This window comes from Variovorax palleresanus (genome assembly GCF_051144945.1).
In the GTDB taxonomy this organism is placed as follows: Bacteria; Pseudomonadota; Gammaproteobacteria; order Burkholderiales; family Burkholderiaceae_C; genus Variovorax; species Variovorax paradoxus_S.
Genome location: NZ_JBJNVP010000002.1, coordinates 1,142,903 through 1,157,018 on the forward strand (window position 1 = coordinate 1,142,903; position 14,116 = coordinate 1,157,018).

Here is a 14,116-nt window from a genome sequence, read left to right on the forward strand (position 1 = left end):
CGATGAGCCTGACCCACGACAAGGTCGAAGCCTTCATCTTCGACATGGACGGCACCATGATCGATTCCATGCCCTGGCATGCGCGCTCGTGGGTGGAATTTGTGGCGCGCCACGGGCTGAAGCTCGATGTGACCGACATTCTTGCGCGCACCACGGGCCGCACCGGCACCGAGTGCATGCGCGAGCTGTTCGAGCGCGAGCTTTCCGACGCCGAGTGCCAAACCCTGGTGCACGAGAAAGAAGAAATCTACCGTGCCCTCTTTCACGACAACTTCACCGAAGTGGCCGGCTTCACAGCCTTTGCCAAGGCCGCCGTGGTGCGCGGCCTGAAGGTGGCCGTGGGCACGGCGGGCGACAAGCACAACATCGAGTTTGCGATGTCGCGCCTGAAGATGGACCCATTGCCGCTGGCCATTGTGGGCGGGGACGAAGGCTTTGCCGGCAAGCCCACGCCCGAGATTTTTCTGGAGGCTGCGCGCCGCATTGGCGTGGCGCCCGAGCGCTGCATCGTGTTTGAAGATGCGCCCTTCGGTATCGAGGCCGCACGCCGCGGCGGCATGCGTGCCGTGGCCGTGTGCAGCACCCATTCCGCCGCCGAGCTTGCCGGCCCCCATGTGATTGCCGCGGTTCGCGACTACGACGAACTCGCCCATTCGAACTTTCTGGAGACACTCGATGCTGCTGCAGCGTGACGCCCAAGGGCAACCGATTGCCATTCGCCGCGAAGACTATGCCGCTCCGGCCTTCTGGATCGACACCGTCGACCTGACCTTCGACCTGGACCCCGCCAAGACCCGCGTGCTCAACCGCATGCAACTGCGCCGCAACCCCGACGCGCCGGCCCAGCCCCTGCGCCTGGACGGCGACGAGCTGAACCTGGCGCGCGTGCTGGTCAACGGCCAGGGCGCATCCTTCCGCATGGAAGGCGACCAGCTCGTGATCGACGGGTTGCCCGATGCCTTCGAGCTGGAGATCTTCACCACCTGCTGCCCCATCAAGAACACCAAGCTGATGGGCCTGTTCGTGAGCGAAGACACCTTCTTCACGCAGTGCGAGGCCGAAGGCTTCCGCCGCATCACGTATTTTCTCGACCGTCCGGACGTGATGGCGATGTACACCGTGACCCTGCGCGCCAACAAGGCCGCCTACCCGGTGCTGCTGTCGAACGGCAACCTGGTCGAGCAAGGCGAGCTGCCCGAAGGCCGCCACTTTGCCAAGTGGGTCGACCCCTTCAGGAAGCCCTGCTACCTGTTCGCGCTGGTGGCCGGCAAGCTGGTGGCGCGCGAGCAGCGCATTACCGCGCGCAACGGCAAGGAGCATTTGCTGCAGGTGTACGTGCGCGCGGGCGACCTCGACAAGACCGAGCATGCGATGAACTCGCTGGTCAACTCCGTGCTGTGGGACGAAGTGCGCTTTGGCCTGCCGCTGGACCTGGACCGCTTCATGATTGTTGCCACCAGCGACTTCAACATGGGCGCCATGGAGAACAAGGGCCTGAACATCTTCAACACGAAGTACGTTCTGGCCAACCAGGCCACCGCCACCGACGCCGACTACAGCAACATCGAAAGCGTGGTCGGCCATGAATACTTTCACAACTGGAGCGGCGACCGCGTGACCTGCCGCGACTGGTTCCAGCTCTCGCTGAAAGAAGGCCTCACCGTCTTCCGCGACCAGGAGTTCAGCCAGGACCTTTGCGCCGATGCCTCGGCCCGCGCCGTGAAGCGCATCGAAGACGTGCGCGTGCTGCGCACCGCCCAGTTCCCTGAAGACGCGGGCCCCATGGCCCACCCGGTGCGGCCCGACAGCTACATCGAGATCAGCAACTTCTACACCGTCACCATCTATGAAAAGGGTGCCGAGGTAGTGCGCATGATGCAGACGCTGGTCGGCCGCAAGGGCTTTGAAAAGGGCATTACCCTTTACTTCGAACGCCACGACGGCCAGGCCGTGACCTGCGACGATTTTGCGCAGGCCATTGCAGACGCCAACCCCGATTCGGAACTGGCCCGCCTGCTGCCGCAGTTCAAGCGCTGGTACAGCCAGGCCGGCACGCCGCGCCTTGCCGCCCACGGCGTGTACGACGCGCAGAACCGCAGCTACACCCTGAGCATTGTGCAAAGCTGCCCGCCCACCCCCGGCCAGCCGACCAAGGAACCCTTCGTCATTCCGCTGAACATGGGCCTGCTCGACGCCAGCGGGCGCGAACTGCCGATGCAGATCGAGGGCGAAGAGCAGATCACGCACGGCACCCGCACGCTGGTGCTCTCGCGCGCCGGCGAGCAGATCACCTTTGTGGGCCTGGACGCCGAGCCCGTGCCTTCCATCTTGCGCGGCTTCAGCGCGCCGGTGATTCTTGACTTTGAATACACCGACGCCCAGCTGCTCACCCTGCTGGCCAACGACCCCGACCCGTTCAACCGCTGGGAAGCCGGCCAGCGCCTGGGCCTGCGCGCCGCGCTGCAGGGCATTGCGGCGCTTGCAACCGACACCACCCCGGTGCTGAACGACGCCTACCTTGACGCCATGCGCAGCGTGCTGCGCAACCCCAAGCTCGACGCCGCCTTCAAGGAGCTGGTGCTCACGCTGCCTTCGGAAACCTACATTGCCGAGCAGCTCGACGTGGTGGACCCGCAGCGCGTGCACCTGGTGCGCGATGCCATGCGCGCCCAGCTGGCCACCGCCCTCTTCTCCGACTGGCAACAGGTCTACGAAGAAAACCACGACACCGGCGCCTACACGCCCGACCCCACCTCGTCGGGCCGCCGCGCGCTGGCGGGCATGGCGCTCAACTTCTTGTGCCTGGCGGGGCGCTCATCGGGCGACACCGTGTGGCCCGGCAAGACGCTGCAGCGCTTCAAGGACGCCGGCAACATGACCGACCGCTTCAACGCGCTCAACGCGCTGGTGTCGTCGGGCCACACCCTGGCCGCACAGGCGCTCGCGCGCTTCCACGCCATCTTCAAGGATGAAGCGCTGGTCATCGACAAGTGGTTCTCGCTGCAGGCGGGCGCGCCCGACCGCGGCGGCGACATCTTGCCGCTGGTGAAGCAGCTGATGAAGCACCCCGACTTCTCCATCAAGAACCCCAACCGCGCCCGCAGCGTGATCTTCAGCTATTGCAGCGCGAACCCCGGCGCGTTTCACCGCCCCGACGCCGCCGGCTACGTGTTCTGGAGCGAGCGCGTCATAGAGCTGGACGCCATCAACCCCCAGGTGGCCGCCCGCCTTGCCCGCGCGCTCGACCGCTGGAGCAAGCTGGCCGAGCCCTACCGCAGCGCCGCGCGCGAAGCCATTGCCCGCGTGGCCGCCAAGCCCGACCTGAGCAAGGACACCCACGAAGTCGTTACCCGCGCCCTGGCCGGTAACTAACCAAGGAACATACAAAGCACATGGCTCAACAACAAAAGATCTCCCTCACCCGCTACCTCGTCGAACAGCAGCGCGCCGACGGCCTCATTCCCGGCCAGCTGCGCCTCTTGCTCGAGGTCGTGGCCCGCGCCTGCAAGAGCATCAGCCAGGCCGTCAACAAGGGCGCGCTGGGCGGCGTGCTCGGCACCGCCGAAAGCGAGAACGTGCAGGGCGAGATCCAGAAGAAGCTGGACATCATCGCCAACGAAGTGCTGATTGAGGCCAACGAATGGGGCGGCCACCTCGCGGCCATGGCCAGCGAGGAAATGGACAGCATCTACGTGGTGCCCAACCGCTACCCGCAGGGCGAATACCTGCTCATGTTCGACCCGCTAGACGGCAGCAGCAACATCGACGTGAACGTGAGCATTGGCACCATCTTCAGCGTGCTGAAGAAGCCCGACGACACCCCCGGCGTGCAGGAAGCCGACTTTCTGCAGCCCGGCACCCAGCAAGTGGCCGCCGGCTACTGCATCTACGGCCCGCAGACCACCCTGGTGCTCACCGTGGGCAACGGCGTGGCCATGTTCACGCTCGACCGCGAGCAAGGCAGCTTTGTGCTCACGCAGGAAGACATCCAGATTCCGGCCGACACCAAAGAATTTGCCATCAACATGAGCAACATGCGCCACTGGGACGAGCCCATGACGCGCTACATCGAAGAATGCCTGGCCGGCAAGGACGGCCCGCGCGGCAAGGACTTCAACATGCGCTGGATTGCCAGCATGGTGGCCGACGTGCACCGCATCCTGATGCGCGGCGGCGTCTTCATGTACCCGTGGGACAAGCGCGAGCCCGAAAAGGCCGGCAAGCTGCGCCTGATGTACGAGGCCAACCCCATGAGCTGGCTCGTCGAGCAGGCCGGCGGCGCCGCCACCAACGGCAAGCAGCGCATCCTCGACCTGCAGCCCACCAAACTGCATGAGCGAGTGAGCGTGATGTTGGGTTCGCGTAACGAAGTCGAGCGTTTGACCCAGTACCACGCCGAAAAGGCCTGAAGGTCTTGCTATAATCGCGGGCTTAGCCGGTGTAGCTCAGTCGGTAGAGCAGCTCATTCGTAATGAGAAGGTCGGGTGTTCGATTCATCTCTCCGGCACCAGAATTAAGCGGTAAAACGCGATAGCGATCACTAACCTCTAGCGAGGTACTAGCAAGATCACCAGAGAGCGAATTTTCGCTTTCTTCAAAGCCTCCCTTGCGGAGGCTTTTTCTTTGCAGTTGAAGAAGTCGTACTTCTGAATCGCCTCGGCTTTCGTAGAGGCCGATGGATTCAAGTCAAGCCGCTGCCGTGGCGGTCTGATCGGCGAATTGCCATGGTTACACTCCGCCGATGGACGCTCTCACCTTCATCGCCGAGCTTGTTAAAGCTCTTGCTTGGCCCGCTGTTGTGGTGTTCATCGTCATCTTCTTCAAGGAAAGACTGACCGCCCTCGTCGACAAGCTCGAAGAATGGAAGGGTCTTGGCATGGAGGCGAAGTTCAACCGCAAGCTCGAAACAGTCGCTGCTGAGACGAAAGAGATTGCAGTTGAAGAACTGATCGCACCTACTCCTGAACTTCCCGTGCTCCCCAACGTTGAACAAGCAGACGATCCGTTCACCACGTTGGACGAGCAGCCGATAGTGAACGCCCTCCTGCTTTATGGGAACCCAAGCGCAGGATTCAGCCTCGGTCGTTCATACCTCGAACGCATCTTGAACGAACAGTTCGTCAAAGCCACTGGGCAAGTCCCGGGCCTAATCATGCCGTTGGACGCGGTGATCGAGCGGCTGGAGAAGGAGCGCTACATCACTGCACGCATGAGGCGAACCATTAAGGAGTTGTTGGCGCTTGGCAATGAAGCTGTGCACGAGAAGTTCAAGCCGAGTGTTGAGAGCGCCCGCGCGTACGTCACCTCAGTCCAATCGATAGCCGACTTGATGAGGCTCAGAGCGAAGCGCTTCTGATCCGTTCACTACTACCGGTTGCCGATGCTCAGGCCTTGACCTGCTTGGTCTTCGTTCGGCCATGCACTGGTCGCGGCACCTTGTAATCCGGATCAACCGCCCTAAGTGCCTCAGGCATCTTCTCGGCAATAGCAATCAACGTCTTCGCTGCGCCGGTCGGTTCGCGGCGGCCTTGCTCCCACTGCTGCAGCGTACGCACTGACACGCCGAGCAGTTCGGCAAAGCCTGCTTGCGACAGACCCGCATTCTCCCGCGCGGCAACAACCGGCGTGTAGACCTTGCGCGTCTTTCCGGCGCCCATTTCGCGTGCCGACTGCACAAGCAAAGCCTCGAAGTCCTGGCTCGCTTCGAAGGCGGCCAGTTCGGCATCACTCATTGGCTTTTTCTGCGGCATTACGCAACTCCTTCAGGGTTTCGCCAGAGATCGAATCGAGGTTCGCTTTGGCGTAGATCAACAACAAGACGAGCTCACCGGGCTTCTTGCGGTTGAAGTACACAACTCGCACGCCGCCACTCTTGCCCGAACCGGCCCGGCTCCAGCGCACCTTTCGCACCCCGCCCGACTTCTGGACCGGATCTCCGGCATCAGGGTTCGCGGAGATGTAGGCCGCAAACTCGCCTCGCTCTTCCTCTGTCCAATAGTTCGGCCATAGCTTTTGGAAGATTGGGGTTTCAGCGACGGTGAGCATGCTCGACAGAGTACGCCATTGGCGTACATTCTACGCCTACGACATCGTGATCATCGTCACGGATTCGGCTTAAGAATTTGCAACGGCCGGCCGGTTGCTGATCGTCCCCAATGCTGGCCAAGGCCGGTCGCGAACGCCTCATCAAGGCGTTGGGCCGAGAAAGCCCGCCCGTTGCGCATCTGAAACAAAAGAACTACACCTTGTATGCCAATGTGGCGGTAATCCACCATAGGTAGTTCTCCGAAACAGAAGACCACAAAGCGCACGCGCCAAGTCGCCGCGGAAAGCGCATCATCTCCATGGACGAACCCCCGTTTCAAGACTGTGCGAGGCAGCATGACAAGGTTCAAAAAGGTCTTCTGGATTGGCGGCGGGCTCGCCGTGCTGGGTGCGCTTGCCGCGTACGCGGTGATCCACGAGCTGAAGACTTCCCGATGGCAATCGGCGCTGTGGCGCGACTTTGCCAAGGGTGCGGGCTACACCGTCGAGGCGGGTGCCAGCGATGCCGTCCGCTTTCCCCAGACCGGGCCGTATGACGAGCGGATGGGCTACCACGATCTGCCCGCCTTCATCCAGCGCCTGCAGCCCGAGGGCTACGTCATCACCCGCCAGGCGCGCATGTCGCCGCGGCTGCTCGAGCTTCAGGAGCACGGGCTTTTTATCCCGTACCGCGAGAAAAACCAGGCCGGCCTGACGGTGCGCGACTGCCGCAATACGACGCTGCTGCACACGCGGGTGCCCAGCCGTGCGTACGAGCGCTTCGAAGAGGTGCCGCCGCTGCTGGTCAGCGCCTTGCTGTTCGTGGAAGACCGCCACCTGCTCGACGCGGAGCCGGCGCAGCGCAACCCCGCCATCGACCCGGAACGCTTTGCCAAGGCCGCGGCCGAGCAGGCGCTGCGGGTGCTCAGCCCCAGCCGGTCGGCGACGGGTGGCAGCACGCTGGCCACCCAGATCGAGAAGTACCGCCATTCGCCGCACGGCCGCACCGTGTCGGTCCGCGAAAAGCTGCGCCAGATGGCGTCGGCCTCGGTGCGTGCCTACCAGGACGGCGAGGACACGCTGGCCCGGCGCCGCCAGATCGTGGTCGACTACCTCGACACCGTGCCGCTGGCCGCGCGCCCGGGCATGGGCGAGGTGCACGGCCTGGGCGACGGGCTGTGGACCTGGTACGGACGCGATTTCAGCGAGGTGAACCGCCTGCTGGTCGACAACGCCGAAGGGGCCGCGCCCACGCCCGAGGCGCTCCAGCGCCAGGCCGAGGCCTTCAAGCAGGCCCTGTCGCTGATGATTGCGCAGCGCCGCCCGTCGCAGCATCTGCTGGGCGACGGCACGGGCCTGTCGCGGCTGACCGACAGCTACCTTCGTCTGATGGCCGAGGCGGGCTTGATTTCTCCGGTGCTGCGCGATGCGGCGCTGGCCGTGCCCTTGCACCTGCGGCCTCCACTGCCGGCCACGCCCCGGCCCGACTTTGTGCAGCGCAAGGCCGCGACCGCGCTGCGCACCCACATCTCCACCCTGCTCAACGTGCCGCGCGCGTATGACCTGGAGCGCCTCGACATGGAGGCCGAAACCAGCCTCGACAGCCAGGCGCAGGCACTCGCGGCGCGGGTGCTCACCAGCCTGCAGGCGCCCGCCGCGGCCAAGTCGGCGGGGTTGTACGGGCACCACCTGCTCGACCCGGGTGCCGACCCTGCTCCGCTGATCTACAGCTTCACGCTGTTCGAGCGCGGCGCGCAGGCCAACCTGCTGCGCGTTCAGGCCGACAACATCGACCAGCCCTTTGACGTGAACCAGGGCGCGCGGCTGGACCTTGGCTCCACCGCCAAGCTGCGCACGCTGGTGAGCTACCTGGAGCTGGTTGCCGAGTTGCACGGCCGCTGGGGCGAGCTGAGCCCGGCCCAACTGTCGGCTCTGAAAACCAGCCCGCGCGACCCGCTGGGCGCATGGGCGCGGCAATACCTGCAGCGCACCAAGGATCGCCGTCTCACGCCCATGCTCGAGGCGGCCATGGAGCGCAAGTATTCGGCCAACCCGGGCGAGGCCTTCTTCACCGGCGGCGGCCTGCACCAGTTCGAGAATTTCGAGCGCTCGCGCAACAACGAATTCATGACGGTGCGCGAAGGTTTCAAGCACTCGATCAACCTGGTGTTCATTCGCTTGATGCGCGACCTGGTGCGGCACCGCATGTTCGGCGGCGCGTCGGATGCCGAGAGCATGCTGCAAGACCCTTCCGATCCGCGCCGGCGCGAGCTGCTGGCGCGCTTTGCCGACCGCGAAGGCTCGGCCTACCTGATCCGCTTCTATCGCAAGTACCAGCGCCTGCAGCCTGCCGACGCCGAGGCGCGGCTGCTGCGCAGTCTCCGGCCGTCGGCGCCGCGCATCGCCAGCGCGCTGTTCACCATCGACCCCGATGCCAGCGATGCACGGCTCGAAGAGCTGCTCGTGCAGCGCACGGGCCGCGGCGCCGCATCGCCTCGCGCATTGCGGGCAATGCGCACCACTTACTCCGGCTTGTCGCTTGCCGATCGCGGCTACGTGGCGCGTGTGCATCCGCTCGAACTGTGGCTCGTCGGCTATTTGAAGAGCCACCCCGGAGCCACGTTGACCGACGTGCTGGACGCCAGCGCGAGCGAACGCCAGGAGGTGTACGCCTGGCTCTTCAAGACGCGCCACAAGAGCGCGCAGGACAAGCGCTTGCGCGAGCTGGTCGAGATCGACGCCTTCGCCGAAATCCATCGCTCGTGGCAGCGGCTGGGCTACCCGTTCGAATCGCTGACGCCTTCGTACGCCAGCGCCATCGGCGCCTCGGGTGACCGGCCGCGCGCCCTGGCCGAGCTGATGGGCATCATCGCCAACGACGGCGTACGGCGGCCGACGCAACGTGTCGGCGCCCTGCACTTTGCGCGCGAAACGCCTTATGAAACGCGCCTTGAGCAACGCAACGCGAGCGCAGAAAGGGTGCTGCCGAGCGAGGTGGCCGCATCGGTGCGGCGCGCGCTCTTCGAGGTGGTGCAGGACGGCACGGCGCGGCGCCTGAAGGGCTCTCTGGTGGATGCGAACGGCCGCATCATCGAAATTGGCGGCAAGACCGGCACGGGCGACCACCGCAACGGCCACGGCAGCGGTCGGGCGGAGCGCAAGATCAGCCGCTCGGCCACTTTCGTCTTCATGATCGGCGATCGCTACTTCGGCACCGTCATGGCCTACGTCAACGAACCCTATGCCGCGCGCTACCGCTTCACCAGCGCGCTGCCGACTCAGCTGCTCAAATCGCTTGGCCCACAGCTGTTGCCGGTGCTCGAGCGCAGCGGTTGCAGTGGCGATTGATTGATTGATCGATTGATTGGTTGATGCAAATCCGCGAACTCGCCACCGGCCTGCAGTTTCCCGAAGGGCCCGTTGCCATGGACGACGGCTCCGTGCTGCTGGTCGAGATTGCCCGCGGCACGCTCACGCGCGTGCGGCACGACAGCCTGGTGCAGGTGGTGGCCGACCTGGGCGGCGGGCCGAACGGCGCGGCCCTGGGGCCCGATGGCGCGGTCTACGTGTGCAACAACGGCGGCTTTCGCTGGCACACCGAGGCCGACGGCTGCCACCGGCCGGTGGGCCAGGCCGATGACTATTCGGGCGGGCGCATCGAGCGCGTGAACCTGGCCACGGGCGGCGCCGAGCGGCTCTACGACGCAGCCGACGGCGGCGCGCTGTGCGGGCCCAACGACATCGTGTTCGACGCGCAAGGCGGCTTCTACTTCACCGACCTGGGCAAGACGCGCGAACGCGACATGGACCGCGGCGGCGTGTTCTATGGCCACAGCGACGGCAGCGGCGCGCATGCCATTGCGCGGCCGGTGACGACGCCCAACGGCATCGCGCTGTCGCCCGACGGCTGCACGCTCTACTACGCAGAAACCGAAGGCGCGCGGCTCTGGGCCTTCGACATCACGGCACCGGGGCGCGTGCGCAAGGAGGGCTGGCCTTCACCGCACGGCGGCCGCATGCTGTGCGCATCGCCGGGCGGGCACTACCAGCGCTTCGACTCGATGGCGGCCGATGCGCTGGGCAACCTGTGCGTGGCCACGCTGCTGCACGGCGGCATCACCATCGTCGCGCCCGACGGCAGCACCTGCGAGCACGTGCCGCTGCCCGACCGCTACACCACCAACATCTGCTTTGGCGGGCGCGACATGCGCACGGCCTACATCACGCTGTCGGGCAGCGGACGGCTGATTGCCATCGACGATTGGCCTACACCGGGGCTTCGGTTGAACTTCCAGGCCTGAAGCCGCACGCGGGCTCACACCACACCCTTCTTCGCACTCCCCGTCAGCGACGCGACCGAAGGCACGATCCATTGCCGGTCATTGAGCACCTGCCGGATGCGCTCGCGCAACCATTGATGCGCCGGATCGGCGCGGTGGCGCGGGTGCCAGGCCATGCGCAGGGGTTCGGACTGCACCGCAACCGGCAACTCGAAAACCGCCAGGCCGAGCGAAGCGGCCATGCCCCGTGCGGTGCGTTCGGGAACACTGGCCACCAGATCGGTACGCGAGGCGGCGATCAGCGCCGAGAAGGTGCTCGGCACAAGCAACGCCACCTGGCGCTGCAAGCCCAACTGGGCCAGGGCCGTGTCCACCGGCGAAGGCTCGCCTTGGCGCGGCGTGACGCCGACGTGGCGCGCGGCTGCATACCGCTCTGCCGTCATGGGCGTTTTCTTCAAGCCCTTCTGCAGCGGATGCCCGGCGTGTACCGCGCCCACCAGTGTTTGCTCCGACAGCACCTGGGTTTCGGTTTCGGGATCGGTGCCTCGAAAGCTCCCCACATCCAGGTCGATACGCCCTTCGCGCAATGCGCCGGGGTCCGCATGGGTTTCGGGGAGAAACTGGAGCGAGGCCAGCGGCATCTCGGCCTCCAGCGCCTGCGACAGGCTGGCCCCGAACACCACCGCAATGCCTTCGGGCGCCCGCACGACGAAGCGACGTCGCAGGCCAACCAGGCTTTCCGCGCCTGCAGGTGCGCGCAATGCCTGCGCCTGTGCGAGCAAGGCGCGCACAGGCTCGGCCAACGCCAGGGCGCGCGGCGTCGGCACGAGCTTGCGGCCGGCCCGCACGAGGATCGGGTCGCCAAACGACTCGCGGATGCGCGCCAGGGTGTGGCTCATGGCGGGCGTGCTCAGGTTCATTCGCGCGGCAGCCGCCGTCACGCTGCCGGTGGACAGCAACGCATCGAGCGCGGTCAACAGGTTGAGGTCGTATGTGTTCGCCATACGAAATCATATGTTCAATACATTGCACTGTACAAAATCATTGCCGCTTCCGACACTGGCGCCCCTTGCCTTGATCGAAACGGTTCCATGAAAGCTTCACGTACGTCTTCGCCCCTTCTGCCATTCGCCATGCTCGTGCTGACGCTGATCCTCGCGGCGCTCGACCAGACCATCCTGTCCACCGCGCTGCCCGTCATTTCTCGCGAGCTCAAGGGAGGCTGGCCGCTGGCATGGGTGTTCTCGGCCTATCTGCTGGCCGCGACGGTGGTCATTGCGCTGTACGGGCGCCTGGCGGATGTGCTGGGCAAGAAGCCGATGCTGCTGTTGGCCATCGGCTTGTTCCTGGCCGGTTCACTGGCTTGCGGGGCGAGCCAGGATGTACAGCAACTGGTGCTTGCGCGCGCCCTGCAAGGCGCAGGCGGCGGAGGCCTCATGACGCTCACCATGCTGATGGTTCCCGACCTGTTCGGGCCCGACCAGCGCGGTCGCTACCAGGCGCTGCTCGGCGCGGCATACGGGGTCTCGACCATGTTCGGCCCGCTGCTGGGTGGCGCGCTGGTGGAGCACCTGTCGTGGCATTGGGCTTTCTGGATGAACGTGCCGCCGGCCGCGCTGGCCTGGGGCGTGCTGGCATCGACCCTGCCATCGAAGCCGATGGCGGCCCAAGCACCGGCTGCGGAGGGACAACAGCGCATGCGCATCGACTGGCTCGGCGCGGTGCTTCTCACGGCTGCTCTTGTCTTGTTGTTGCTCGCCACCCAGCATGGCAATCTGAACCTGCCCGAGCGCGTTTCGCTTTGGCTTCTGTTGGGGCTGGGGGCCAAGTTCACGCTGGCTTTCATCTGGCGGCAACATCGCGCCGCGCACCCCTTGCTGCCGCTGTCGCTGTTCGCCCGCCCGGCCTATGCGGCGGTCAGCTTCATCGGGATGGCCAGCGGCGTTGCGCTCTACGCCGCCGTGGTGTTCCTGCCGCAGTATCTGCAGATCGGCCTGCACCTGTCGCCCACCGGTTCTGCCTGGCACTTGCTGCCCTTGATGGCAGGCATCACCGTGGCGGCCGTGACCAGCGGCAAGCTGCTGCGTGCGCAGAGGCCCGCCGTCTCGGTGGCGCGTGTGGCCTGCGTGCTGATGTTGCTGTCCTTCGGCCTGATGGTGGGCGCGCTGCGCTGGCTTCCCGGTGAAGCCCTGGCGCTGTCGGCCGCGCTGCTGCCCCTGGGACTCGGGCTCGGGCTGCTCTTTCCCATCGTCACGGTGGTGGCGCAGCGCGTGTCGCCGGCGCAGCACATGGGCATTGCCACGGCGGCACCCATCATGCTGCGCAGCCTTGGCGGCGCGGCGGGCGTGGCACTGCTGGCCGCGCTGCTCACGCACCTGGTCAAGCAGGAGCTTGCCACGGTGGGCGCCCTGGCACAGGGTGGAGCGGCGGACGCCGTCACGACGGCGCTGGGGCACGGCCTGCAATCCGTGTTCGGCTGCGCTGCGGCGGCCGCGCTTCTTGCGCTGGTCGCTTCGAACTGGCTGGTGCAGACACGGCCTCACGAAGGGCTTGCGAAGAACGTCGTTCTCGAACCTACATCGTGAAGCGCGTGTGCCGCGCAATCACCGCCTCTTCATCAGTCTTGAACACCCAGGCGCTGACACGGCTCTGCGGCGTGGTCAGCCGCAGGGCGCCCGCAGAATTGGCCCGCGCATCGACATCGATACCGAGCCAGCCGCACTCTTCGAGAATGCGCTTGCGAAGCGCGGCGGCGTTCTCGCCGATGCCGCCGGTGAACACGATGGCATCGACACCGCGCAGCGCCGCAGCAAGGCTGCCCATGTGCTGCACCGCCTGCTCAACAAAATGCGTGATGGCTTCCGCGGCAGCGGGCAGCTTCGAGGCTTCGAGTTCGCGCATGTCGCTGGACACGCCTGAAAGCCCCAGCAGCCCTGATTCGCGGAACAGCAGCTTCTCGACCGCGTCGGCCGACATGCCTCGCGAGCGCATCAGGTACAGCACGACGGCCGCGTCGAGCCGGCCGCAGCGCGTGCCCATGGTGAGGCCGTCGAGCGGAGAAAAGCTCATCGTCGTCGCGACCGAACGGCCCTGCGCCATGGCGCACATCGAAGCCCCGTTGCCCAGGTGCGCGACGATCACGCGTTGCCGCGCGAGCTGCGGCGCGAGTTGCGCGAACTGCGCCACGATCGATTCGTAGGACAGGCCATGAAAGCCGTAGCGCCGCACGCCCGCGTCGTGCAGCGCGCGCGGCAGCGCAAAGCGGCGGTTCACGTCGGGCTGCGCCGCATGAAAGGCAGTGTCGAAGCAAAGCACCTGCGGCACGCCGCCAAAGGCGTGCATCGCCGCGCGCACGCCTGCAAGGTTGTGCGGCTGGTGCAAGGGCGCGAGGGGCTCGAGCGTTGCCAGTTCGTTCAATACCGCTTCATCGACGCGCACGGGCTCGACGAAGTTCACGCCGCCATGCACGATGCGGTGCCCGACCGCGGCAATGCGCGCCCCGTCGCCCTGCCGCACATGCCAGTCGAGCAGCGCGGCCAGGGCGCCCTGGTGCGACCGCTGGTCACCTTCCAGCGCGGCGTCGTGCAGCGTGCGGCCTTCTGCGTCGCGCACGCGCAACCGTGCCTTGAGCCCCGCGCCCAGACCATCGGCCTCGCCCGACCATCGGGCGGCGGGCAGCGCGCCGCCGTTGTCGCCGCTGCTCGCATCGAACAGCGCCACCTTGATCGACGACGACCCGGCGTTCAGCGTGAGCAGCAGCAGCGAATCGGCCATGGCCTACTTTAATCCGCACCGGCGCGGACGCGGTCTTT

General features: G+C 65.8%; 11 protein-coding genes and 1 tRNA gene. 8 read left to right on the forward strand and 4 right to left on the reverse strand.

The genetic code is table 11. From position 1 onward, the window contains the following. The first annotated feature begins 2 nt into the window (after positions 1 to 2). The 5 genes from ACJ7Z0_RS09060 to ACJ7Z0_RS09080 all read left to right on the forward strand — a co-directional run bounded on the left by ACJ7Z0_RS09060 (position 3) and on the right by ACJ7Z0_RS09080 (position 5,356). Positions 3 to 692 (forward strand): HAD family hydrolase, encoded by a 690-nt coding sequence (locus ACJ7Z0_RS09060; protein WP_434789567.1) that lies wholly within the window; start codon positions 3 to 5, stop codon positions 690 to 692. Next, entirely contained in the window at positions 676 to 3,372 is a 2,697-nt protein-coding gene (gene pepN / locus ACJ7Z0_RS09065; protein ID WP_434789568.1) for an aminopeptidase N, read from the forward strand. Before ACJ7Z0_RS09060 ends, pepN begins: the two co-directional genes overlap by 17 nt. A 20-nt stretch (positions 3,373 to 3,392) precedes the next feature. Further along, complete coding sequence (locus ACJ7Z0_RS09070) at positions 3,393 to 4,409, forward strand: class 1 fructose-bisphosphatase (RefSeq protein WP_434789569.1); 1,017 nt, start codon at positions 3,393 to 3,395, stop codon at positions 4,407 to 4,409. A 25-nt stretch (positions 4,410 to 4,434) separates the two neighbouring features. Continuing rightward, positions 4,435 to 4,510: transfer RNA gene (locus ACJ7Z0_RS09075), tRNA-Thr, on the forward strand. A 231-nt stretch (positions 4,511 to 4,741) separates the two neighbouring features. Beyond that, positions 4,742 to 5,356, forward strand: a complete 615-nt coding sequence (locus ACJ7Z0_RS09080; RefSeq protein WP_434789570.1) for a DUF4145 domain-containing protein — start codon at positions 4,742 to 4,744, stop codon at positions 5,354 to 5,356. Positions 5,357 to 5,384: 28 nt separating this feature from the next. Here ACJ7Z0_RS09080 and ACJ7Z0_RS09085 read toward each other — a convergent pair whose 3' ends face one another. Beyond that, positions 5,385 to 5,750, reverse strand: a complete 366-nt coding sequence (locus ACJ7Z0_RS09085) for a helix-turn-helix domain-containing protein (protein WP_434789571.1) — start codon at positions 5,748 to 5,750, stop codon at positions 5,385 to 5,387. Further along, positions 5,725 to 6,045, reverse strand: a complete 321-nt coding sequence (locus ACJ7Z0_RS09090) for a type II toxin-antitoxin system RelE/ParE family toxin (protein WP_434789572.1) — start codon at positions 6,043 to 6,045, stop codon at positions 5,725 to 5,727. The genes ACJ7Z0_RS09085 and ACJ7Z0_RS09090 overlap by 26 nt, the downstream gene beginning before the upstream one ends. Positions 6,046 to 6,381: 336 nt before the next feature. Between ACJ7Z0_RS09090 and ACJ7Z0_RS09095 the strand changes: the two genes are divergently transcribed. Together ACJ7Z0_RS09095 and ACJ7Z0_RS09100 are read left to right on the forward strand one after the other, a co-directional pair. Then, positions 6,382 to 9,372 carry a transglycosylase domain-containing protein gene (locus ACJ7Z0_RS09095; protein WP_434789573.1) on the forward strand — a complete coding sequence of 997 codons (2,991 nt, stop codon included), beginning with the start codon at positions 6,382 to 6,384 and terminating at the stop codon, positions 9,370 to 9,372. 23 nt (positions 9,373 to 9,395) lie between these two features. Further along, complete coding sequence (locus tag ACJ7Z0_RS09100) at positions 9,396 to 10,325, forward strand: SMP-30/gluconolactonase/LRE family protein (RefSeq protein WP_434789574.1); 930 nt, start codon at positions 9,396 to 9,398, stop codon at positions 10,323 to 10,325. A 14-nt stretch (positions 10,326 to 10,339) separates the two neighbouring features. Here ACJ7Z0_RS09100 and ACJ7Z0_RS09105 read toward each other — a convergent pair whose 3' ends face one another. Then, complete coding sequence (locus ACJ7Z0_RS09105; RefSeq protein WP_434789575.1) at positions 10,340 to 11,308, reverse strand: LysR family transcriptional regulator; 969 nt, start codon at positions 11,306 to 11,308, stop codon at positions 10,340 to 10,342. Positions 11,309 to 11,395: 87 nt separating this feature from the next. On the opposite strand from ACJ7Z0_RS09105, the gene ACJ7Z0_RS09110 reads away from it, so the two are divergent. Beyond that, positions 11,396 to 12,889: an MFS transporter gene (locus ACJ7Z0_RS09110; RefSeq protein ID WP_434789576.1), complete on the forward strand. Its 1,494-nt coding sequence runs from the start codon at positions 11,396 to 11,398 to the stop codon at positions 12,887 to 12,889. On the opposite strand, the gene ACJ7Z0_RS09115 is transcribed toward ACJ7Z0_RS09110, so the two are convergent. Further along, entirely contained in the window at positions 12,879 to 14,078 is a 1,200-nt protein-coding gene (locus ACJ7Z0_RS09115; RefSeq protein WP_434789577.1) for an acetate/propionate family kinase, read from the reverse strand. The genes ACJ7Z0_RS09110 and ACJ7Z0_RS09115 overlap by 11 nt on opposite strands. Positions 14,079 to 14,116: the final 38 nt, after the last annotated feature.